Source organism: Oscillospiraceae bacterium MB08-C2-2 (genome assembly GCA_035621215.1).
Lineage (GTDB): Bacteria > Bacillota > Clostridia > Oscillospirales > Ruminococcaceae > WRAV01.
This window is the reverse complement of sequence record CP141729.1, coordinates 2,741,064-2,764,172: the sequence shown is the minus strand read 5'-3', so window position 1 is coordinate 2,764,172 and position 23,109 is coordinate 2,741,064. Positions and strand designations below refer to the sequence as shown.

The 23,109-nt window shown below is 50.4% G+C and carries 19 protein-coding genes and 1 pseudogene; 4 read left to right on the top strand and 16 right to left on the bottom strand.

Annotated elements, in window-relative coordinates; translation table 11 throughout:
* Positions 1-91: 91 nt before the first annotated feature.
* The 9 genes and pseudogenes from ftsE to U6B65_12355 form a co-directional block, all read right to left on the bottom strand.
* Positions 92-745, bottom strand: a pseudogene (gene ftsE / locus U6B65_12395) (cell division ATP-binding protein FtsE).
* 45 nt (positions 746-790) lie between these two features.
* Positions 791-1,876 (bottom strand): helix-turn-helix domain-containing protein, encoded by a 1,086-nt coding sequence (locus U6B65_12390; protein ID WRS27119.1) that lies wholly within the window; start codon positions 1,874-1,876, stop codon positions 791-793.
* 364 nt (positions 1,877-2,240) lie between these two features.
* Positions 2,241-2,975, bottom strand: coding sequence for a pseudouridine synthase (locus U6B65_12385; GenBank protein WRS27118.1), 735 nt, complete (start codon positions 2,973-2,975; stop codon positions 2,241-2,243).
* Positions 2,976-3,025: 50 nt separating this feature from the next.
* Positions 3,026-3,604 carry a hypothetical protein gene (locus U6B65_12380; protein ID WRS27117.1) on the bottom strand — a complete coding sequence of 193 codons (579 nt, stop codon included), beginning with the start codon at positions 3,602-3,604 and terminating at the stop codon, positions 3,026-3,028.
* A gap of 258 nt (positions 3,605-3,862) precedes the next feature.
* On the bottom strand, positions 3,863-4,357 hold the full coding sequence (locus tag U6B65_12375; protein WRS27116.1) for a DUF4830 domain-containing protein: 495 nt from the start codon (positions 4,355-4,357) through the stop codon (positions 3,863-3,865).
* A 109-nt stretch (positions 4,358-4,466) separates the two neighbouring features.
* Positions 4,467-5,132 (bottom strand): sigma-70 family RNA polymerase sigma factor, encoded by a 666-nt coding sequence (locus U6B65_12370; protein ID WRS27115.1) that lies wholly within the window; start codon positions 5,130-5,132, stop codon positions 4,467-4,469.
* Positions 5,125-5,571: an anti-sigma F factor gene (spoIIAB, locus tag U6B65_12365; protein WRS27114.1), complete on the bottom strand. Its 447-nt coding sequence runs from the start codon at positions 5,569-5,571 to the stop codon at positions 5,125-5,127. The genes U6B65_12370 and spoIIAB overlap by 8 nt, the downstream gene beginning before the upstream one ends.
* Positions 5,568-5,891, bottom strand: a complete 324-nt coding sequence (locus U6B65_12360) for an STAS domain-containing protein (protein ID WRS27113.1) — start codon at positions 5,889-5,891, stop codon at positions 5,568-5,570. Before U6B65_12360 ends, spoIIAB begins: the two co-directional genes overlap by 4 nt.
* Positions 5,892-6,552: 661 nt before the next feature.
* Positions 6,553-9,177: a valine--tRNA ligase gene (locus U6B65_12355; protein ID WRS27112.1), complete on the bottom strand. Its 2,625-nt coding sequence runs from the start codon at positions 9,175-9,177 to the stop codon at positions 6,553-6,555.
* Positions 9,178-9,451: 274 nt separating this feature from the next.
* Between U6B65_12355 and U6B65_12350 the strand changes: the two genes are divergently transcribed.
* Positions 9,452-9,949: an NAD(P)H-dependent oxidoreductase subunit E gene (locus tag U6B65_12350; GenBank protein WRS27111.1), complete on the top strand. Its 498-nt coding sequence runs from the start codon at positions 9,452-9,454 to the stop codon at positions 9,947-9,949.
* 171 nt (positions 9,950-10,120) lie between these two features.
* Here U6B65_12350 and U6B65_12345 read toward each other — a convergent pair whose 3' ends face one another.
* From U6B65_12345 to U6B65_12335, 3 genes are all read right to left on the bottom strand, one after another.
* Entirely contained in the window at positions 10,121-10,615 is a 495-nt protein-coding gene (locus tag U6B65_12345) for a hypothetical protein (protein WRS27110.1), read from the bottom strand.
* 301 nt (positions 10,616-10,916) lie between these two features.
* The gene (locus tag U6B65_12340) at positions 10,917-11,285 is read right to left on the bottom strand and encodes a VOC family protein (protein WRS27109.1); all 369 of its coding nucleotides are present in this window, start codon (positions 11,283-11,285) and stop codon (positions 10,917-10,919) included.
* A 173-nt stretch (positions 11,286-11,458) separates the two neighbouring features.
* On the bottom strand, positions 11,459-11,821 hold the full coding sequence (locus U6B65_12335; protein WRS27108.1) for a hypothetical protein: 363 nt from the start codon (positions 11,819-11,821) through the stop codon (positions 11,459-11,461).
* A gap of 428 nt (positions 11,822-12,249) precedes the next feature.
* Here U6B65_12335 and U6B65_12330 point away from each other — a divergent pair, with 428 nt between their 5' ends.
* The 3 genes from U6B65_12330 (at position 12,250) to U6B65_12320 (ending at position 17,937) form a co-directional block, all read left to right on the top strand.
* Positions 12,250-14,508, top strand: coding sequence for a transglycosylase domain-containing protein (locus tag U6B65_12330; GenBank protein WRS27107.1), 2,259 nt, complete (start codon positions 12,250-12,252; stop codon positions 14,506-14,508).
* Positions 14,509-14,604: 96 nt separating this feature from the next.
* On the top strand, positions 14,605-15,447 hold the full coding sequence (locus U6B65_12325) for a DNA glycosylase (GenBank protein ID WRS27106.1): 843 nt from the start codon (positions 14,605-14,607) through the stop codon (positions 15,445-15,447).
* 159 nt (positions 15,448-15,606) lie between these two features.
* Positions 15,607-17,937 carry a SpoIIE family protein phosphatase gene (locus U6B65_12320; protein WRS27105.1) on the top strand — a complete coding sequence of 777 codons (2,331 nt, stop codon included), beginning with the start codon at positions 15,607-15,609 and terminating at the stop codon, positions 17,935-17,937.
* A gap of 244 nt (positions 17,938-18,181) precedes the next feature.
* On the opposite strand, the gene U6B65_12315 is transcribed toward U6B65_12320, so the two are convergent.
* The 4 genes from U6B65_12315 to U6B65_12300 form a co-directional block, all read right to left on the bottom strand.
* Positions 18,182-18,616, bottom strand: a complete 435-nt coding sequence (locus U6B65_12315) for an Rrf2 family transcriptional regulator (protein WRS27104.1) — start codon at positions 18,614-18,616, stop codon at positions 18,182-18,184.
* A 470-nt stretch (positions 18,617-19,086) separates the two neighbouring features.
* Positions 19,087-20,175, bottom strand: a complete 1,089-nt coding sequence (gene rpoD / locus U6B65_12310; protein WRS27103.1) for an RNA polymerase sigma factor RpoD — start codon at positions 20,173-20,175, stop codon at positions 19,087-19,089.
* A 13-nt stretch (positions 20,176-20,188) separates the two neighbouring features.
* The gene (gene dnaG / locus U6B65_12305; protein WRS27102.1) at positions 20,189-21,946 is read right to left on the bottom strand and encodes a DNA primase; all 1,758 of its coding nucleotides are present in this window, start codon (positions 21,944-21,946) and stop codon (positions 20,189-20,191) included.
* Positions 21,947-22,076: 130 nt separating this feature from the next.
* Positions 22,077-23,075 carry a deoxyguanosinetriphosphate triphosphohydrolase gene (locus tag U6B65_12300; GenBank protein WRS27101.1) on the bottom strand — a complete coding sequence of 333 codons (999 nt, stop codon included), beginning with the start codon at positions 23,073-23,075 and terminating at the stop codon, positions 22,077-22,079.
* Positions 23,076-23,109: the final 34 nt, after the last annotated feature.

The following is a 23,109-nucleotide window of genomic DNA, read 5'->3' as shown; positions in this document are numbered from 1 at the left end:
AATCGATTTGTTTCTGTTTGCCGGCTGTATTACGGTCAAAGTCATCCAGCGCTTCTCCTGTAAACAGCTCAGGGGCCACGCCACTGTTGTTATCGGAGATGACAGTACCATCACTGATGGTGATCACCCGCTTGTTAAAGTAAGAAACTAACTCATGGGCGTGGGTAACCATCAGAATGGTGGTGCCGCACTTATTGATCTCACTGAGCAAGTCCACAATCTCGAAGCTCAGCTCAGGATCAATATTGCCGGTAGGCTCATCCGCGATAATAATGGAGGGATTGTTGACCAGCGCCCGAGCCAGTGCTACACGCTGCTGCTCACCGCCGGAAATCTGCTCAGGGAAACACTTGGCCTTATCTGCCAGACCCACCAGATCCAGAATATAGGGCACCCGCAGGCGGATATCCTTGCTGGCCACATTGGTAACCCGCAGAGCAAAGGCTACGTTATCATAAACAGTCATGTTGGGAATCAGGCGGAAATCCTGAAACACAACACCCAGGGAGCGGCGAAATTTTGGAACATGGCGGCGTTTCATACGGCCCAAATTGTTGCCGTTAACAAAAACAGTGCCGCTGGAAGGGATCTCCTCCCGCAGCAGTGTTTTAATCAGGGTGCTTTTACCAGCGCCGGATGCGCCGACCACAAAAACGAATTCACCCTTTTCCACCTTAAAACTGATATTTTTCAGCGCCTGTGTTCCATTTTTATAAACTTTGGAAACATTGGAAAATTCAATCATAGTGTTCGCCTCATTTCCAAGCGCGCGCAGCAACTCTGCGCTGAGTTAGTATTTGACCGGATTGGAGGTGAGGTATTTTTTAACCATAAGCGCCACCTTGAAAATAATGGCATGATCAAATTCCCGCAGATCCAGGCCGGTAAGCTTGCGGATTTTTTCCAGCCGGTAAACCAGAGTGTTTCTGTGAACAAACAGCTTACGGGAGGTTTCGGATACATTCAGGTTGTTCTCAAAAAAGCGCTGGATGGTAAACAGAGTTTCCTGATCCAAGCTTTCGATCGAACCCTTTTTAAAGACTTCTTTCAGGAACATCTCGCACAAGGTGGTAGGCAGCTGATAAATCAGCCGGGCAATGCCCAGATTATCGTAGCTGACAATGGCCTTTTCGGTATCAAACACCTTGCCCACCTCAAGCGCCACCTGGGCCTCTTTAAAGGAGCGTGCCAAATCCTTGACACCCACAACCGCAGTGCCAATGCCGATAACAACCTTGGTGTAAAATTCAGAACCTAGAGTATCCACAATGGAGCGGGCCAGCTTTTCCAAATCCTTGGATTCAATCCCAGCCTTGATCTCCTTGACCAGCACAATATCCGTTTCGCTGATGTTAAAAGCAAAGTCCTTCTGCTTATCGGGGAAAAGATTCTGGATTACATCAAAAGCGGAGATATCGTTGGCCGAAACAATGCGCACCAAAAGCACAGCACGGCTGACATCGATATTGAAGTGAAGCTCCCGGGCCTTGACATAAATATCCCCAGGAAGAATATTATCCAGAATAACATTTTTGATAAAGTTATTCCGATCGTATTTCTCATCGTAATACTGTTTGATGCTGAAAAAGGAGACAGCCAGCACACTGCAGAATTTGGCGGCCAGCTCATCGGTGCCTTCTACAAACACGGCATACTCCGGCTTTATTTTGCTGCCGAAGGATTTAAAAGTATAATTATCCCGCACCACCGTATCTGTAACTTCTGTCAGTCCCAGCATTAAATATTCGAAGGTTTCTCCAATTCTCGTCAGATCGCTGCAAGAAATAACCGTAGCGGTTTCGTCCACAACACCAATGACACGGTCAATGGATTCACGCATCTGATGCACGATGCCTTGGAACAGCCTATTCGACATATTCTCTTTCCCCCGTTTCGCTGGCAGAACGCATTTGCATTGCTGCCAAAAAATCTTTCCTCATTATTCTACAAAAAAATTGTATAATTTGCAACATATCCAAAAGATTTTTTTTGTCAAAATTTTCGATTTACTCGAATATGGCGAACTAGGCTATAGAATAAGTGCCAAATTCGCCGCTTTCTTTGCGTCACAAATCAAAACTTTTTATGAATACTTCTTAAAAACAGAACTTACTTAATTGCTATAGTCCCATGATTCGGCCAAATGTCGTTTGCAGAATCTCGGAGCCTGTTGTTATTCTTTGTACATTTTGCCTAGAACAATCTTGTAAAATATGGGAACTCCCCAAAAGGGCTTTTTTTCATTCGAAAATTAATGGAGCTTTCTGCAAGAGCAGAGTGCGTTCGGCGGCTGTAATCTCCCGGCATTCTCCCGGTTTTAAAGATTGATCCAACGCAAGCTCACCCATTTTCACCCGGCGCAGCTCCACCACACCAAGGGAAAACTGCGCAGCCATTCGTTTGATTTGATGATAAAGCCCCTGATGAATCACAATCTCCGCCACGGTAGGCTCAGAAGGATCAAGCAGGCGTATAGAGGCTGGGAGGCAAGCATCTCCTCCATCTAAAGTCAGCCCGGCCGCAAAGGCCCCCGGCATCTCCGGGCGCATGGGGCAGTCAAACCGTACATGATAGGTTTTGGGAATGTGGCTTTTAGGCGACAGAATCTTATGGGAGAAATCCCCATCATCGGTGAGCAGAACAAATCCGGTGGTATCTTTATCCAGGCGACCAGCGGGAAAAAGCCCCTTGCGCCGCAGAGAAGGCGGAACCAAATCCACCACAGTGGAGGCGTTTCGATCCCGGGTGGCGGAAAGAACGCCAGCAGGCTTATTCATCATCAAATACAGAAAACGGCGAATAATCAATTCCTGACCCTCTACCGTAACACAATCCTCTTGGGCCACAGGATATTCCGGTGACGAAACCAAATCACCATTGACCCGTACCACGCCCCTGCGAATCAGTTCCCGAACCTCACGGCGGCTCAGCAGCCCCTGATCGGCAATGGCTTTATCCAGACGAACGGGTTTCAATAACCTGCCTCCTTTTTCCACAATATGAAAATTTTTGTTATATTGCGACTTCACCGGCGCTGGGGCTGTTCCCCCTCAGCAGAAGGCTCAGACCACTTCTTCCCCAGCTGGCCTGCATGGTATTTAGCGGCCAACAAAATATACAGGGCAAAGTTTCCAAACCAAGAATAGGTCAGCATATAGCTGGCCACATCAAACCGCTTATCCAACGAGAAAAAGCCGAAACCCAGCGCTAAAAGAATCAACCCAGGCATAACCCAGCACACCACCGCTGTATATTCCCGATGAAAGCGGCGAGAATAGCGCAAGCGGTTCACAAGCAACAGCAGAATCAGAACCAACGCGGCCACTGCTATGACAATCAAAACGCACTTGGCAAAAAGGTTGAATCGCCCAAGCAGCCAGTTAACCCGATCCTCATCAAGGATTCCTTCTTCCTGCACTTTTTTAAGCCGACGCTTTAAAGCTGGCCGCACCAAAGCAAGGCCAATGATGCCACTTAACCCCGTAAGAGCAGAGGTATACCCATACAGCTTATTTAAAAAAGGCTTTCGGCTTTTGCTCAAAACAATATTCCCCGCAAAAACCAGCAGGGTAATCAGCAGCATAATCCAGTGTCTTTCCCTCAAGTGATCCCGCCTTTCTCGTATAGAGTCAGGCCCTGCCGGAGCAAAAAGCATAGGGAATCATCCATTTTGCAGCATATATTTATAGTGCACCCTGCAAGCTTAAACAAAATCCGGCAAAATACCCTTTTCATTTGATTCCAATATAGCATTTTTCGGCTTTTTTGACAAGAGGTAACCAAACGCAAAAAAGCTGTTTGGATACAAGCCCCCTAGGCCCGCCAAACAGCTTGGATTAAAACCGGTATATTGTCTGAATTGCTAATCGGTCATGGAAAAACCATGCATAAAGCCATCCAGACTGGTGGAGCAGACATCCCCGCCAATGACCTTATCACCGGATACCAGCAGATTCACCCGAACCTCCGGCTCGCCGGGATAGTTGAGAACTGCATAGCTGTAGCGCTTAACACGTTTGCCGCTGAATTTGGAAAGATCAAAGCCTTGGGTCATCTGCATGGAATTGTAAGCGGTATAGGTTTCATCAAATTCTTCTGGAATGATGACCTCCATAACCTCCATGGGCTCAGAATCAATTTCCCAGCCGAAGGAGCAGATAAAATCCACCCGCTGCTGGTTATCCTTTGCCTTTGTGGTGACCTTAGCCTGCTGAGAAAGTTCGCCTGAGCCCACTGTCAGAGCATCTCGGGAACCCTTGATTCCCAACCCGCCTATAACCGCAGCCGCAGCAACCAACAGCACAAGACCTGTTACCAGCATTTTTTTACGAGAAAACCGGAAGGAGAGCAAAAACATAAATCGTCACCTCTCTGGAAATAGCTTTTCCCTCCATTCATATTCCGGTTTGGGGACAATTATGTCTCATTTGGGGGACTTACCGGGTTTAGCTGAAAAATTCCTCCGGTCAGAGCAGCATCTCCCGCAGACTGCCCAAAATCTTCTTTTCCCGCCTGGATACCTGGACCTGTGTCATCCCCAGCTCCTTGGCCGTTTCGGTTTGGGTTTTGTTCCCGAAATACCGCAGATAGACCAGCTTGCGATCATCCGGCTCCAGCTGACCCATAACCTGCTTGAGGGAAATCAGGTCGGAAAGCATATCCTCCGGTGAATCCATGGGCAAATCAATCTGCCCCCCGCCATCTTCTTCGCTGATGGTCAGGGATAAAGGCGGTGCCGCTGCACTGATGGCTTCCACCACCTGTGCCTCCTCCACCCCCAAAATCTCGGCAACCTCACTGAGGGCAGGCTCCCGGCCATGTTTGATGCTGAAATGCTCCCTTGCCCGGGTTACCTTCATGGAAAGCTCCTTGAGGGTACGGCTAACCTTTACAGTGCCGCCATCCCGAAAAAGACGGCGCATCTCCCCCAGTATAACCGGAACGGCATAGGTAGAAAAGCGGACGCCACGGTCATAATCAAAGGCATCCGCCGCCTTGACCAGCCCCATACAGCCCGCCTGAAAAAGATCATCGTATTCAATACCACGGCCCCGCAGCTTTTGGGCGCAGGAATGCACAAGGCCGATGTTGTTTTCAATTTGCTGTTCTCGGCTGATCTGGGTGCTATTCATTGCTCACTCCCCTGGAAGCGATTTTCTTCCGCAGGGTAACGGTGGTCCCCTTTCCCGGCCGGGAGGTGACTCGAACCTTATCACAAAGGCTCTGCATCACGGCAAAGCCAAGTCCGGCCCGTTCGCCTGTCTGGCAGGTGGTATAAAGAGGCTCCATGGCCTTGCTGACATCCTCAATCCCGCAACCCTTGTCCTTTATTTTGATGACAACCGTGTTATCCGGATATATGGCGGCTGTTATGTAAATATTGTCTATGCTTTCCCTATACCCATGAACAATGGAGTTGGTTACCGCCTCGGATACCGCCATTTTGATGTCGGTGAGCTCGTCCACCGTTGGGTCAAGTGAAGCGACAAAGGCGGTCACCGCCATACGGGCAAAGCCTTCGTTAACACTGCGGCTTTTAAAGGTCAGCTTCATTTCATTCACTGTTTTCATTTGCTTTTCCCTCCATTTTCAAGTACCGATAAGCGATCCAGCCCCGCCAGCTTCATAACCTTTTTGATGTGGCCTGAAAGGCTGACCACCTGAAGCTGCCCCTCTATTTCCTGCATCAGGGAATACCGGCCCATAACCAGACCGATGCCGGAAGAATCCATAAAGGTGACATCCCTGAAATCCAGCACCAGCAGGTCGGGATGAGCCCGGCGCACTGTCTGGTCAATTTCCTCCCGAATCTCCTTGGCGCTATGATGGTCGATTTCCCCCATGAGATAGGCGGTTACCGTTTCTTCCGATATGTAAATGCGTACCGACATATCCTCAATTCCTCCAACTTATTATTTTCTGGAATTCCCTGAACCTATTTTTACCAGAAATAAATCTCCTATCCATTAGGATAGAAGATTTTACCTGAAAATTTTATCGCAACCTGTCGGGCTTGTCCTTCCTTTCTTTTTGATACAAGAAAGGAGCAAAGAAAAACCAACTCTATCTTTTCTAAAAGCTTGCCTAATGATAGAAATACTCTGACTGCCGCCAGAGGAGGCTCTTGTCTCTAATCACTTACATTTCTTTTAAGAAAAAGAAAGCCATGGTTTTATCCCCGCCGGAGGCTGGAGGGGGATCATGGGGGAACTAGTTCCCCCATGAGGCGCTTCGTGGCTGGAGCTTGCAAAAGCCACCTTTGGATTTTCCGCAGAAAATGCAAGCGCCGATCTCCCCCTTGGCACCCCCCAGATCTGAACTTGGGTTAACTGTAACTTTTAGGCTTGCTTCTTGGCTATATCCGTTACAGTTCTCTCAAAAATTTCTGTTTCGTTAATGGGTGAGGTTATGACCACCATCGGGCGCAAAGACAAGAGATTTTGTCCGCCTAAACCCAAAGCGGTTTTCTTTTGCTATCTTTTCTTTTTTCTAAAAGAAAAGATAGCGTCTGTATTCTCCGAAGAAAATACAGACGCTCTAAGCAAGCCTATTCTATTTGTTAAACCCGGCCAAGCTTTCTTCAACGATAGCCAAACGTTCTTTGGCTCGTTCCAGCTTCTCCCGTTCGCCTTGCACAACAGCGGGGGGAGCCTTATCCACAAAGCCCTTGTTGCCCAGCTTGCCTTCCAGCATCGCCACTTCCTTGAGCATGGTTTCTTTTTCCTTGTTCAGGCGGGCAATTTCCTTTTCCGCATCCACCAGCTCCTCCATAGGAATCAAGATGCGGGCGGTGTTGGTGATGGCCTGAACAGCCCCCTCCAGCTCAAACTTGGTACCGATTTCCACATCGGAGGCGGAAGCCAGCTTCTGAATGAAGGGAATACCGGCGGCAAAAACAGTCCCCTGCTCGGTTTCGATATACACCTTGGCCTTTTTGCTGGGGGGAACATTCATCTCCGCACGGCGGTTGCGGATGGCCCGAATGGCCTCCACAATCTGGGAGAAATCCTCTTCCTCCTGCGCAAAATTAAGAGCTTCTTGAAACTCCGGCCATTTGGCCACCATAATGCTGCCGCCCTGAGGCATAAGAGCCTGCCAGATTTCCTCGGTGAGGAAAGGCATAAAGGGATGCAGCAGCTTGAGGGTACCGCCCAGCACATAAATCAGCACCTTCTGGGCGTTGAGAGCCGTTTCGCCGCCCTCAAAGAGGCGGGCCTTGGTCAGCTCAATGTACCAATCGCACAGCACATTCCAGATAAAGTCATAGAGCTTAGCAGCGGCCACACCCAGCTCGAATTTCTCCAAATTCTGGGTAACCTGCGCAGCCAAGCGGTTATACTGGCTGAGAATCCATTTATCCTCGGGGCGCAGCTCCTGGGGCAGATCGCCGCCGAGAGCCTCGGGGGTCAGGTTCATCATAACATACCGGGCAGCGTTCCAGATTTTGTTGGCAAAGTTCCGGCTGGCCTTGACCTTATCCTCCATGAAGCGCATATCATTGCCGGGGGAGGTTCCGGTGGCGAGAGTAAAGCGCAGAGCATCGGCGCCGTATTCGCTGATAACCTCCAGCGGGTCAATGCCGTTGCCCAAGGATTTGGACATCTTCCTGCCCTGTGCATCCCGGACAATACCGTGGATGAACACCGTATCAAAGGGAACCTCGCCCATCTGCTCCACACCGGAGAAGATCATGCGGGCCACCCAGAAAAAGATGATGTCATAGCCGGTAACCAGTGTGCTGGTGGGGTAGTAATAATCCAGCTCAGGGGTTTTATCCGGCCAGCCCAAGGTGGAAAAAGGCCACAGGGCAGAGGAGAACCAAGTATCCAGTGTATCGGGGTCTTGGGTCATATGATTGCTGCCGCATTTGGGGCAGGTGGTTACTTCCTCACGGGCAACAGTTACCTCACCGCAGGCATCGCAGTAATAAGCCGGGATGCGGTGCCCCCACCAAAGCTGGCGGGAAATACACCAATCCTTGATGTTTTCCATCCAGTGGTAATAAATCTTTTCAAAACGCTCGGGGATAAACTTGGTTTCACCGTTGCGCACCGCCTCAATGGCTGGCTTGGCCAGCGGATCCATCTTGACAAACCACTGGAGAGAAACCCTCGGCTCCACAGTGGAACGGCAGCGGTAGCAGGTGCCCACATTGTGGATATGCTCTTTCACCGAAACCAACAGGCCCTGCTCCTCCAGCTCCTTGACCATGGCCTTGCGGGCGGCAAAGCGATCCATACCGGCGTATTTCCCGGCCTTTTCGTTCATGGTGGCGTTGGGGTTCATTACATTAATAATGGGCAGATCATGGCGCAGGCCCACCTCAAAGTCGTTGGGGTCGTGAGCCGGGGTAATCTTAACACAGCCGGTTCCGAAATCCATCTCCACATAGGTATCGGCGATAATGGGGATTTCCCGGTCGGTGAGAGGCAGCTTGAGCATTTTGCCGATCAGGTGATTGTAGCGCTCATCATCGGGATGCACGGCAACAGCGGTATCGCCCAGCAGCGTCTCGGGGCGGGTGGTGGCAACCTCCAGATAGCCGCTGCCATCGGCCAGCGGATAGCGGATATTCCAGAAGGAACCGCCCTGCTCTTCGTATTCCACCTCGGCATCCGAAATGGAGGTCAGGCAGTGGGGGCACCAGTTGATGATGCGCTCGCCACGGTAAATCAAGCCTTTTTCATACAGCCGGTTGAACACCTCGTTAACCGCCTTGGAGCAGCCCTCATCCAGAGTGAAGCGTTCTCTTTCCCAATCGCAGGAGCTGCCCAGCTTTTTCAGCTGCTCAATGATGCGGTTGCCGTAGGTTTCTTTCCACTGCCATGCCCGCTCCAGAAAGCCATCACGGCCCAAATCATCCTTGGTTACGCCTTCGGCCTTCATGGCTTCCACAATCTTGGCCTCGGTGGCAATGGAGGCGTGGTCGGTGCCGGGAATCCACAGTGCCTCAAAGCCCTGCATCCGCCGCCAGCGAATCAGGACATCCTGCAGGGCATTATCCAAAGCATGCCCCATATGGAGCTGCCCGGTGATGTTGGGCGGCGGGATCACAATGGTATAAGGCTTTTTATCCGGATGGGGGGTGCTGTGAAAATACCCGCCCTCCAACCAAAACCGGTAGGTCTTATCCTCGACCTGACCCGGGTCATAAAGCTTGCTCAATTCTTTAGCCATGAGGCTGTCTTCCTCCTCTTACGGTAATCTACTTTCCCTATTATACTGGACAATCCCGGCAAGTGCAATACAAAGCCCCTTGCCTGCGGGGGATTTTAATTTTGTCGAATTTTGGGGATTGGTGCAAATCACCAAAATATTGGAGGGATTTTCATGGGCAAACCACTGGCTTTTTACAGATGTATTTGTTATAATATATTTGCTTTTCTTTAGCTATACTTAGATTCACAACGAGACATTTTGTCTGTTGATTATAGTAGGGGGATTTTTCGACATGGCTAACAAGAAAACTACCTTGCCTTTTGTGGGCACTGCCGAGCAGGAGCAGGAATTAAAAGCAGCCTTGCGCGATCTCAAAAGCATTCCAGGAGCTTTAATGCCCGCCCTGCAAAAGGCACAGCATATTTATGGCTATCTACCCATTGAGGTTCAGCGTATGGTGGCAGAAGAGCTGAGCCTGCCTCTGGAAGAGGTTTATGGCGTTGCTACCTTCTATTCTCAGTTCTCACTTAACCCCAAGGGCAAATACAAGGTTTCGGTTTGCTTGGGAACCGCCTGCTATGTTAAAGGCGCAGGCGAAATCTTTGAAGAGCTGGGCAAAGCTCTTGAAATCGCCGGCGGCGAATGCACCGCAGACGGTAAGTTTTCTTTGGAAGCCTGCCGCTGCATCGGCGCTTGTGGCTTGGCCCCCGTGCTGACCGTTAACGAAGATGTATACGGCCGCTTGCAGCCCGGTGATATTGCCGATATTCTCAAAAAATACCAGGATTAATCTCACACCATCACAGATAAGGACAGCGGCATAGGTTCTTAGGTCTGTCACACTTGCCATATTAAAAAAGCGGAATCCTCGGGTCACTTGACCTTGGGATTCCGCTTTTTCGCATCATACAGCCTTCAATTTCCCAGACCGCACGGTAGTTTGAGCCAAGCCCGCAAAGGCTTACACCTCTTCAACACCCTGCAAAGCCTGCAAAACCGCTTCTTTCCAATGGGAAGCATAAGCGGCCTCACAATTGAAGCAGCCGGTTACCACACCATTTTCCATATTGATTATAAATCGCAAAGAATAGATATCCGCAAAGACACCCAGTGTCTGGGATTCGCCATACAAGACATTTTCACCTGCTGTATCCACACCTTTAGCCGCTTCCTTAGCCAAAAAATTAACCGCCAGCTTTTGGCGCTTTAATGCACTGAGCCCTTGGGTGTATTTGAGAGCAATGCCTAAAGGGCTTTTATCGACGCTGTACATATAGCAGTAATTGGATATAATACCCCGATCCTCCTGAAAAGAATGGGGAACATACAGGTAAAAACGGTTTAGAACGAGGCGCTTTTCAAAAGGAATTTCCTTCCCCCCGATGGGGGCAGAACCATTTGCAAAATACTCGGTTACCATGATCAGACCTCCGTTTACTTTCCTGAGATTATCCATTTGCCTGAGAATCCTGCTGACCAGGAATAAGAAGTTTCTCCTAGTAACGTATGCTATAATAGTTCCATTATGCCACAATCTTTGGCTCTTGAGCAAGAGCCAGCCAAAAGGATCATCCCTTTGCACAATAACTGGAAGATTTTTCCGTCGAAATGTCTGCGTTCGCTGCATCCCCCAGTGCGCCGGCCCCCCAAAAAACAGCTTGAGCCTGAGGCATACCACTCTGCCTCAGGCTCAAAAGCAAGGAAATTTTAATGATAATTTCAGCCGGCAACAACCCGGAAAGGTGAAAAGACTTTCTCTATCTCACCGGAATAATCTCAATCCAGTAACCATCGGGATCACAGATAAAATAAAGGCCCATTTTCGTGTTTTCATAACAGATGCAATCCATCTCGGCATGATGCTTGTGGGCTTCCTCGTAATCAGCTGTAACAAACGCCATATGAATTTCGTTATCCCCCAAATTATAAGGGTCGGCCCGATCCTTGAGCCAAGTCAGCTCCAACTGGTGGCCGGTTTTGCCATCCTCCAGATAAACCAGCACAAAGCTGCCATCTTCGGCAACCTTTCTTCTGGCTTCCACAAGCCCAAGAGCTTCTTTGTAAAACGCAACGCTTCTCTCAAGATCAAAAACATTGATATTATTGTGGACAAAACTGAAATTCATCGGATGCAATACCTCACACTGTCATTTTTTTATTAAAATCAGTATAGCATCCCCCAGCCTGCCAATCCAGTTCATTTTGGTTAAGGAGTATTACAAAATGGTGAAGTTCCCCACAAAAAAACATCTCCGCAGCAGCCTGTAAGCAAGGCCGGTGCGGAGAGATCAAAAACATTTCAGCTGCTGTAATCCTCGATCAAGGCCGCCAGCTGGGTGGTATCCCGAGCCTCTACGCCCTGCTCCAGCTGCCCCCGATCGTATTCCGGTAAGAACTTCACATATACATCCAGCACCATCTCCGGCTCTTCCCGGCCGATTATAAACACGCCGATGCGCCCCTGATAAGCCTTGAGCATATACCGTTCCGGCTCCTGAGGCTTTTCTTTTGCCACCGAGGGCTGATCCGCCGGAATCTCTACATGAGAAATCGGCTCGGTGGAAGCAATGGGGCTTCTTTCCGAGGTAAGATTAACCAGCACCACCGAAATGCCGGTAACAGCGATCATAGCCGCCGCTGTCCATATAAACCGACTATCCATATTGTCATCTCCTTCAAGGCCGCTGCAGCCGCCTCATTGGTGAGTCGTTGCCGTTACGTATAATTTTGACGGATTCCCGGAGTAATATTCTGCCAAAAGCCTCAAATTCATAATTTTTAATAATAAATGTAGCGCTTTCCGGTGAAATGTGTGCTATAATAATTCGCAGGGCAGAAGAAATTTGCCGCTGTGTAGGGATATAGGCGCATTTTTGGCCCCCAATTCGTGGCAGTTTGCAGCCTTCGCCCATTAGATTGTTTTCTACTCCGCCAAAACTGGGGGCTTAGCCGGGGAACCTGTTCTTCCCTGCACCCCTTGGTTTGTTTTGCGGAGAAATCGGCTTTTTCAGCAGAAAAGCTGAATTTCTTGGTTTGAAAATAGACCTTACTACACATATTATGCTAAGTTGAAAGGAGGGGAACCTCTTTATGCATGAACCATTAGGCCATCCCAAAGGAAGGACTCCCAAGCCAGAGGTGACACCCTTTGGTGTGATCGGAGGCTTTTTCGGTGCTATTGGCCGGATATTGGCTACCTTTATTATGGTCTGCGTGATCACCGGATGTATTGTTGCCTGCATTATGACCGTTTATATTCTTAAATACATTGGGTCGGATGATGAAATCAGCCTGGAGGCCTTGGAACTGGGCTATACTTCCATCATGTATTATGATAACAAGGAAACTGGTCAGCCAGAGGAGCTCCAGCGCCTTTATTATCAGGAGAACCGCATCTGGGTGCCTTATGATGGGATCACCAAATACACCCGGGATGCTCTTATTTCCATTGAGGATCAGCGTTTTGAAACGCACAACGGCGTGGATTGGAAACGCACCGCCGGTGCTTTTGTGAATCAGTTCATACCCATATATTCCACCAATCAGGGCGGTTCCACCATCACCCAGCAGCTGATCAAGAATGTCACCGGTGATAACGATGTCCGTATTGACCGAAAGGTTCGGGAAATTTTTCGGGCTCTTAATCTGAGCCAGCGGTATTCCCGGGAGCAGATTCTGGAGGCATACCTGAATGTTGTGCCCTTCGGCAATGGCACCAACGGCATTGAATCGGCGGCCAACCTTTATTTTGATAAATCTGCTTCTGAGTTGACTCTGGCGGAAAGTGCCGCTATTATCGGCATTACCCAGTTCCCAGGAAAATACGATCCCTTCATTTATCCTGAGAACAACAAGGAACGTCAGGAGCATATTCTGGCGGAAATGCTGGAGCAGGGCAAAATTACACAGCAAGAGCATGATCAGGCTGTGGCTCAAACCCTTGATTTTAAAGGCAAGGAGCATTTTGAAAACATTCAGCACATCCAGAGCTACTTTGTGGATGAAGTTGTCAATCAGGTGATTGCGGATTTGGTGGAAAAACGTGGCTACACCAAAAGCTACGCTACCCAGCAGCTTTATCAGGGCGGTTACCGCATTTACACCACGGTTGATATGGATATACAAAAGCATTTGGAGGAGTTCTATTCCACAGAGGAAAACTTCCCTCGCCTGAAAAATCAGGATTGGGGGCAGGATTATCCGCAGTCCGCCGCTGTCATCACCGACCCCAACGGCAAGGTTCTGGCCTTGGTGGGCGGCATTGGCGATAAAGAGGGTGCTCGTGTTCTCAACCGTGCCACTCAATCTTTGCGGCATCCCGGTTCCTCCATCAAGCCGTTGGCCGGTTATGGTCTTTCCATTGAGTATAACCGTGTTACTTGGTCCACCATCATTGATGACACTCCCTTTAAGGAGCTTAACGGCAAGCCGTGGCCCAGCAACTATTACAACTCCTATCTGGGGCCTATGACCATTGATGAAGCCCTGCGCCGCTCCACCAACACCGTTTCGGTCAAGCTGGTGGATGCTCTGACCCCCAAGGTGGTCTTTAGTTTCCTAAAAAACGATTTGAATTTTTACAGTCTGGTGGATCAGGTCACCAGTGGAAACAGGATTCTTTCGGATATTGATCTAAGCCCTATGGCTCTGGGCGGTATGACCTACGGTGTAACCCCCCTGGAAATGGCGGGCGGCTATCAGATGTTCATTAACGGCGGCAAATTCACCGCACCCTACCTATATACCCGCGTGGAGGATTCCGAGGGCCGCATTATTTTGGAAACCGACACCATTCCCCGCCAGGTGCTTTCGGAGGATACCTCTGTGGTTATGAACCGGCTGCTCCAGCGGGTAACCGGTGCTGAGCTGGGAACCGGACGGGCAGCACAGCTCAATAATATGCCCACCGGCGGTAAAACCGGTACCTCCACCGGCGATGTTGACCAATGGTTTATTGGATTTTCGCCCTACTATGTCTGTCAGGTATGGCTGGGCTACGATAAGCAGTCCAAAGAAAACAACAACGGCACCATCGGCTATTATTCCTATCCGCCGCCGGTTATTTTCAAGAGTATTATGCAGCCTCTCCACGAAGGGCTTGAGCCTGTCTCTTTCCCGGACAGCCCTGAGGTTGTATCCCGCACCTACTGCACCGTTTCGGGCGATTTGGCTACTCCCAACTGCCCCACCACCGCCTCGGGATGGTACCGCAGCTCCCACATCCCCGGTTCCTGTATACTGCACACACAAGGATCCGATTTTATGGATAGCTCCGGTGATTCAGCGGAAAACAAGCCCAATGACAACGGCACACCGACCTTCCAAAACTGGCCCGACGATTTGGATTGACATTTTGAGCGATCACCATATGCCAAAGGGAGGGAATCTGCATGATTCTCTCCCTTTTTCAATCAGGATTACACTTATTTGATTAAAGGAGACCTCATGGATTATCAGGGTATACATACAGTTGGCTCCGATCTTGTTGTGGAAGGCATTCGGCATTTCACCCTTCCCGAAACATTGGATTGCGGGCAGGCCTTTCGGTGGGAACCAGCCGGCGAAAGTAGTTGGCAAGGCATTGCCCGGGGGCATTTTCTGCGGCTTACCCATGAGGGCGACCAGCTGATTCTGCACGATACCACCCCCATGACCTTTGAAACCGTGTGGGAGGATTATTTTGATCTGCGCCGGGATTACGGGGCCTTAAAAGAAGCCTTTTCCCAAGATGAAACTCTGGAGCGGACGGTAACTTTCGCACCGGGTATCCGTGTGCTGCGGCAGGAGCCATGGGAGGCTCTTTGCTGCTTTATCATCAGCCAGAACAACAACATCAAGCGAATCAAAGGAATTGTGGCCCGCCTGTGTGAACTGTTTGGGGAGCCTATTGAGGGCGGCTTTGCCTTTCCTACAGCCCAGATGCTGGCCGAGCAGACCATCGAAAGCCTTGCTCCTCTGCGCAGTGGATTCCGGGCAAAATACCTTTTGGATGCTGCCCAGAAGGTAGCCAAAGGTGAGCTGGTGCTGGAGCCTTTGTATACTGCCCCGCTGGATGAGGCCCGGCAGTCTCTGATGACAGTACACGGTATCGGGCCAAAGGTGGCGGATTGTGTGCTGCTTTACGGCCTTGGCCGCATTGAATGCGTGCCCATGGATGTGTGGATGAAGCGGGCTATGGCCAGCCTGTTCCCACAGGGGCTTCCGGAATTTGCTCTCCCAGTCGCCGGAATCGCCCAGCAGTATATTTTTCACTATTCCCGCCACAATTCGGCTCTGCTGACCGTATAAAATCAGCTTTTTAATCCCTGCCTCCTATGCAGCTGACACTGGAGACAGGGATTTTTCTTTTACAAAAAATCCCTGAATTCAAAAAATAGGATTGGCTTCGACATTCTTTCCCACCTTGAGTGGATATACTGTGAGTATATTTTCTGGGAGGGAACCAATATGCAAAACAGAAGCGAAGCTGTCAGAATCTCACCGGCAAACCGGCTGAGCCGTAGTCTTGAGGCAAACCGCCCTCTTATTCGGCTGGCCGGCAGCGCCTTGCTCGGATATGTAATGGCCAACTCTTTCTTGTTCGGTACAGTGGCTCCCTTTGGGGTGGCCTTTTGTGCCGCTGTAGGAGGAGGGGCTGCGGCTGGGGCCGGGTTGGGCGCGATTTTGGGTTATGTTTTTACTTTGGGTGAGATCACCAACATCAAGTATGTAACCGGTATTATGATTGTGCTGGCTATTAAATTGTTGTTCGGCAAACGAAAAATCTCCGACAGCTCCACTGTTTTTGCCACAGTTTCCACACTGACAGCGCTGGGCATTTCCTCCGCCGCTGTTATGCTGGCCAGTGATTCCACCATTTATCAGGTTATGGTTTCTCTGGCTGAGATTTTTTTGGCAACAGGGGCGGCTTATTTCTTCTCTCGTACCCGGCAGGCCTTTGAGGCCGGTTTGGGCGGAGCCGGGCGGGCAGAACTTTCCTGTATGATTATCAGCTGCACCATTGTGGTTATGGGCCTTTCGGGGCTGACCATTTCCGATATTTCGGTGGGCCGGGTGCTTTCGGTGCTGGTGATTTTGATCTGCGCTTGGTGCGGCGGCGAAGCCGCGGGTGCTGTTGCCGGTATTACAGCCGGTGTGGCTATGGGTTTAACCAGAGGAGACTATTCCTATGTGGTGGCTTCCTATGGCTTTGGCGGGCTGATTGCCGGGGTGTTTTCCGGTATAGGCCGCATGGCTGTGGCAGGCGCTTTCATTCTCATCAACGCCATTATCGCCATTATGACCAAGCCCTATACTGATATTTACACGGTATTGTTTGAGATTCTGGTGGCCTCTGTACTGTATGTGGCTATTCCCGGATTTTTGATGGCAAAGCTGCGGCTGCACAATTTCTCCAGCGCTGCCTGCCCCAATGTAAGCCTGACCCAAAAGGCGGTTCAGGATAAGCTGGGGGATGTCTCCCAAGCACTCAAGGAGATTTGCTCCACCACCCGGCAGGTTTCGCAAAAGCTGGAGCAAATGGAAACCGGCAGCCTGAGCAGCGTTTATACCAAGGTGGCGGATCGGGTTTGCAGGCGTTGCGGGTTAAAGGCAAAATGCTGGCAGTATCAGCAGACCGAAACCATGGCCGCACTGGATGAATGCGCCTCTCTTCTCAAAATACAAGGTACACTGGATAAAGAAAGCATTCCCAAATACTTTACCGAGACCTGCTGTAAGCTGGAATCCTTTGTCACCGAGCTGAATACCCAGTTCACCGAATATGTGGCCAGAGAAGGCACTCAGGCTAAAGTAGCCAAGGTACGTTCGGTGGTTACCGATCAATTTGAAGGCATCGCCATGATGGTGGAAGAAATTGCCGCCGAGCTGGCCGGTATGAAGCTGCAAAACGAAAAAAAGACCCAGCGGGTCCGGGATTATTTTGAAAAGATGGGGGCTCCCCCCAGCAGCACCCTCTGCTATGAAAATGAATTTGAGCGGCTGACCGTGGAGGTGGTGATTCCCGCTTATCAGGAATCCAAGCTGAATAAAACCAAGGCGGCTCTGGATTTATGCACTATGTTGGAAGCGGAATTGGACATGCCCACTGTCAGCGTGCGGGATAAGCTCTGTACTCTCACCTTTACAGAAAAAGCCACCTACACCGTCGCTTTGGGGGCCTATCAAATCTCCAACGGCGGCAACCGCCTGTGCGGGGATGCCTATGATTACATCCGCAACCGGGGCGGGCGCTCCCATTTCATTATCTCCGATGGGATGGGGAGCGGCGGCAGTGCAGCCGTGGATTCCACCATGACCGCTGAGCTTCTTTCCAAGCTGCTCTCGGTGGGCATCAGCCACGAAGCGGCCCTGAAAATGGTGAACTCCGCTTTGCTTATCAAATCCGGTGAGGAAACCTTGGCCACCATTGACATCACCACGCTGGATCTTTATACCGGCCGGGCGGAGTTTTATAAGGCCGGAGCCGCTCCCACCTTTGTTGTGAAAAACGGAAAGGCCACCTATTTGGAATCTTCCTCTCTGCCGGTGGGAATTCTGCGGGGTGTGGCCTTTGAAAAAAGCATCAGCATGCTCAAAGAAAATGACCTTGTAATCATGATGTCGGATGGGGTGATCACCACCGGAGTAGAATGGATTGCCTCCGAGCTGGAAGCCAACTTGAAAATGGATGTCCAGCGCCTTTGCGAAAAGCTGGCCAACACAGCCAAAATGCGCCGTACCGATGGCCGGGAGGACGATATCACTGTGTTGGCAATTCAGGTTCAAAAAGGTATATAACATTCAATGAGCAAATGCGTTTCGCCGTTTCAGATTCATGAGATGACCTCCTAAATGGATTTGCGGACATACGCCGCAAATCCATTGTGTAAGGTTTCTTTACCGTTTTCGGCGAAAAGCCTTGCGCCTGAACAATCCAGAAATACTGTCAAAACATTGATCATGTTGCGTTTTTGAATTGCTCAGCGGGCATTATATAGCCAGCTAAAACACATAAGCATAAAAAAACAAAAGGCTCTGCGTTTTACCGCAAAGCCTTTTGCTCCGCCCTCCCGGCGTAAATTGCCATAATATCTGCCATGGTGACTGCTTTCAGCTTGGCTCGCATCTCCAATGAAAGCGTTTCATACAAGTTGTGATAAGGGCATTCTTTATCGGGCACCCGAGTGCAGCAATGCTCTGAAAGCATACAGCGATTCAGGATATAGGGCCCTTCGATGGTCTCAAATATATCATGAATGCTGATTTGGTTCAGCTCTTTCCCGATTTCGTAACCGCCCCGCGCTCCTTTGAAGGAACACACAATGCCGCTGGCTACCAGCTTACGCAAAATTTTCAGAGAAAATCGGAGGGTTACACAGGTCTTTTCAGATATGGCTTTGGCTCCCATACGCTGACCGCTGCGGGCAAGGCAATCCACAATACGCACAGCATAGTCAGTCTCCAAAGAAATATGCATAACACCAACCTTTCTATATATTAAAACATGGAATGAGCCAGTGGGCAAACATCCAAAAAATGAAGAAAAAAGCAAATCGCTTTTTTCTATGGGCAAACTCCCATATACTGCCTCAATAAAAGATGATAATTAAGCCACAAATTTAGTCTATATATGTACCCGCATCTTTTTTATTATACTCATTTATAAATTCATTGTCAAGAAGGGGGATATAGGCAATTTTTAGCTTAATTATGCGGTTTTTCGACATAATTCGCCTCATTCATTCCAAATAGAAATGGTCATATACATTTTGATAATCCCCGACTTACTTTTCATGCCTATAAACACAAAAGGCCTTTTTCTGCAAATTTGGCAAGCAAAAAACCCATCCTAAATAGGATGGGTCATCCAAGCCACAAGGGCCGAAGGTAAAAAATTTCTGCGTTATTTACAAATAAGCAAGCTGTTTTTTACTGAAAAAGCAAGATTTATTCTAGAAAATCTTTCAGCTTTTTGGACCGGCTGGGGTGGCGAAGCTTACGCAGAGCCTTGGCCTCGATCTGGCGAATACGCTCTCTGGTAACGCTAAATTCCTTGCCGACTTCTTCCAAAGTACGGCTGCGGCCATCCTCCAAGCCAAAGCGCAGTCGAAGCACTTTTTCCTCACGGTCGGTGAGAGTGGAAAGAACCTCACCCAACTGCTCTCTCAAAAGAGTGTGAGAAGCGGCCTCTGCCGGAGCGGGAGCATCATCATCGGGGATAAAATCTCCCAAATGGCTGTCTTCTTCTTCACCGATAGGCGTTTCCAGCGATACAGGCTCCTGGGAAATACGCATGATCTCCCGCACCTTTTCAACCGGCATATCCAGCTCCATGCTGATCTCTTCGGCCGTGGGCTCATGGCCGTTTTTGTGGAGAAGCTGGGAGCTGACCTTTTTAACCTTGTTAATGGTTTCCACCATGTGCACCGGAATACGAATGGTTCTGGCCTGATCGGCAATGGCACGGGTAATGGCCTGCCGAATCCACCAGGTGGCATAGGTGGAAAATTTAAAGCCCTTGGTATGGTCAAATTTTTCAACGGCCTTGATCAGACCTAAATTGCCCTCTTGAATCAAATCCAAAAACTGCATCCCACGGCCCACATAACGCTTGGCGATGCTGACCACCAGACGCAGGTTGGCTTCGGAGAGGCGCTTTCTGGCATGAGGATCACCGGCATCCATCCGGGTAGCCAGCTCAACCTCTTCATCCGGGGTGAGCAGAGGCACTCTGCCGATCTCTTTCAGATAAACCTTAACCGGGTCATCGATGTTAATGCCTTCGGCGGAAAGAGCCGATTCCAAATCCTCGTTGACGACAATGGAAATGTTCAGGTCGGCATCGGTTTGGGCCAGGTTTTCCACAACATCAATGTTCAGGTTTTCCAGAGTATCATAGAGCCGGTCAATCTGCTCCATATCGAACTCAAGCTCTTCGAGAACATCGTTGATTTCCTTGGTTGTCAGCTTCCCCTTGGCTTTTCCCTGCTCAACCAGGTCATCAATAAGACGCTGTTTCTTTTCTTGTGCTGCCAAAATAATACTCCCCCTATTTCTTCTTAGCCGTCAGAGAGGTTATGTAGTCCTGCAGCTGTCGATCATCCATTTGCGCTACCTCATCTGTGGTTTTCAACTTCTTTTGTTCCAGCAATACATTTATATAATCGTCTGCCTCATCACGGGTGAACCGCATGGAGGCCGCTGACGTCAGCAACTGTGAAAGTCTCGCCATCTGCCCGGCATCCAGCCCGCCGGAAAGATAAATCAGCTCCAAAGGCTGGCTTCGCGCCGCCCGAGCCGCAAGCAGCTCATACACCTGCCGGTTTTCCTGGGTAATAAAAGCCTCCGGAGTCAACCGGGTGGATACATACTGAAAATAATCGGGATTTTTAAGCAAAAGGGTAATCAGCTTATCTTCTGCCACAGCATGGCTCAGGTTGCGGCTGCGCTGTGGATTTGCTTTTATACCTGTCTTATCCTGTGCATAAACCCGCAAATTATGTGAATCTTTTCTCGCAGCAGCTTTTTGCCGCTTTTTTATGATATTAGCGGTGGTCAAAGCGAGCTGTTCCCGGGGAATTTCCAGCTCCCGGGCAATCTCTCCAATGTAAACCTCCCGCTGCAAAGGATTGCCCATTCCGGCCATCAGCTTGCAAAATTCATTTAAGAAGGCTACCTTTTGCTCCGGCATTTCAAGATCATGCTGCCGGCGCAGCTTATCGATTTCAAAGCGCACAGCGCCTTTTCCGCCTGCTATCAACATACCAAAGCGCTCGGGGCCAAATTTTTTCAGGTATTCATCCGGGTCTTTGGCCCCCTGCATTTCCAGCACCGAAACGGATACATCGGTTTTATCAAAGAGATTGATGGCACGCCGGGTAGCGGCCTGACCGGCACCGTCACTGTCATAGGCGATCACCACCTTTTTCACATATTGGGAAATCAGGCGGGACTGCTGCTCGGTGAGCGAGGTTCCCAGTGTGGCCACGGCGTTGTTAAAGCCCCCCTGATGGATGGCAATCACATCCATATAGCCTTCTGCCAAAATCAGGGTATCCGCCTTGGTAGCCTTGGCAAAGTTCAGCGCATACAGGTTGTTGCTTTTTTTGAACACCGGCGTATCGGAGGAATTCAGGTATTTTGGCCCCTTTTCCCCCATGGTGCGGCCTCCAAAGCCAATCACATTGCCCCGCAGATCAATAATGGGGAACATCACCCGGCTCCGAAAGCTATCGTAGGTGCCGCCATTGCGCCCCTGTGCAACAAGAGCAGCTGCCAGCATTTCCTGCTGGGTAAAGCCCTTCTGCTGTAGGTGACCCCGCAGAGTATCCCAGCCTTCGGGAGCAAAGCCCAGCCCGAAGTTCTTGATGGTTTTCCCTGTCAGCCCCCGGCCGGTAAGATACTCCAGAGCCAGCCGCCCTGCCGGTGCAGTCAAGCACTGGTGAAAAAAGCGGGCGGCCTCCCGGTTCATCTCCAGTATGCGGGTTTTCAGCTTGGCGGTTTTATCCTCCGCCACATCCTCGGGCATGGCAAGCCCGGCTCTCTGTGCCAAGAAGCGTACAGCCTCTATGTATTCCAGACTTTCAACCTGCCGGACAAAGGTGATCACATCGCCACCCGCCCCGCAACCAAAGCAGTAATAGGATTGGTTCTCGGGATAAACCGTAAAGGAGGGGGTCTTTTCGGAATGAAAAGGGCAAAGACCCACCAGATTGCGCCCCCGCCGCTTTAAGACAAGATAGGAGCCGATCACCTGCTCCAGATCGCTGTGGTATTTCAGTTCCTCCAAAAAGCTGTCGGGAATCATGCCGGGTCACCTCCGATTCGGGTTGGGGCCGCTAAATTTGTATCGGTTGCCCATAAGAACAAGAGCAACGCCATCGTGTGGGAAGCGAGCGGCTTTATCCTGCCTACGCCCGACGAAAGGGGCAAAGCCCCTAAATGCTCCAAGAGCGGGGAATAAACAGCTTCTCATACAGAGTCACGCAATACCGGTCGCTCATGCCGGAAATATAATCGCACACGCCCCGGTGGACCCCTTCTTTTTCCAGAATGGTGCGGTATTCAGGGGGAAGCTGGTCGCTGTGCTCCACAAAATATTGGTAAAGCTGGCGCACAATCCCCTTTGCCTTGCCCTCCTCGGATTTGGCCTCCGGGTTGGTATACACCGCCTGAAACAGAAAGGCCCGCAGGTTGTCATAAGCCTGCTGGTGAACAGCATCCATGGCAATTTTATCGTCGCCGCTGTTCTCGATAAGAGCGGTGACAAAGGCGGTGATGCGCTGGGAGCGGGTTCGCCCCACCACATAGCGCACATCCCACGGAATATCCTCATCCCGCAGAACCCCCGCCCGAATAGCATCGTCAATGTCGTGGTTCATGTAAGCGATTTTATCCGCATACCGCACCACCCGGCCTTCCAAGGTTTCGGCCTCATAGCCGCTGGAGTGGCAGGCGATGCCGTTGCGCACCTCCCAAGTCAGGTTAAGGCCCCTTCCCTCGTTTTCCAGAACCTCCACCACCCGAACACTTTGAACGCTGTGGCGGTAGCCGTGGGGGCAAACCTGACCCAGAGCCTCCTCCCCGGCGTGACCGAAGGGGGTATGCCCCAGATCATGACCCAAGGCAATGGCCTCCACCAAATCCTCGTTGAGGCGCAGGGCCCGAGCAACGGTGCGGGCAATCTGGGTAACCTCCAGTGTGTGGGTCAGGCGGGTGCGGTAATGATCGCCCTCGGGAGAAAGAAAGACTTGGGTTTTGTTCATCAGCCTGCGAAAGCTCTTGCAGTGGGTGATCCGGTCCCGGTCCCGCTGGTATTCGGTGCGGATGGGGCAAGGCGCATCCGGAATCTCCCGTCCCCGGGTCTGGGCGGAAAAAGCCGCTGTCGGGCGCAGGGTTTGGGCTTCAATGGCTTCGGTTTGCTGGCGCACTGTCATTGTATAAGCTCCGTTTGCCCCGCCGAAAAGCTGC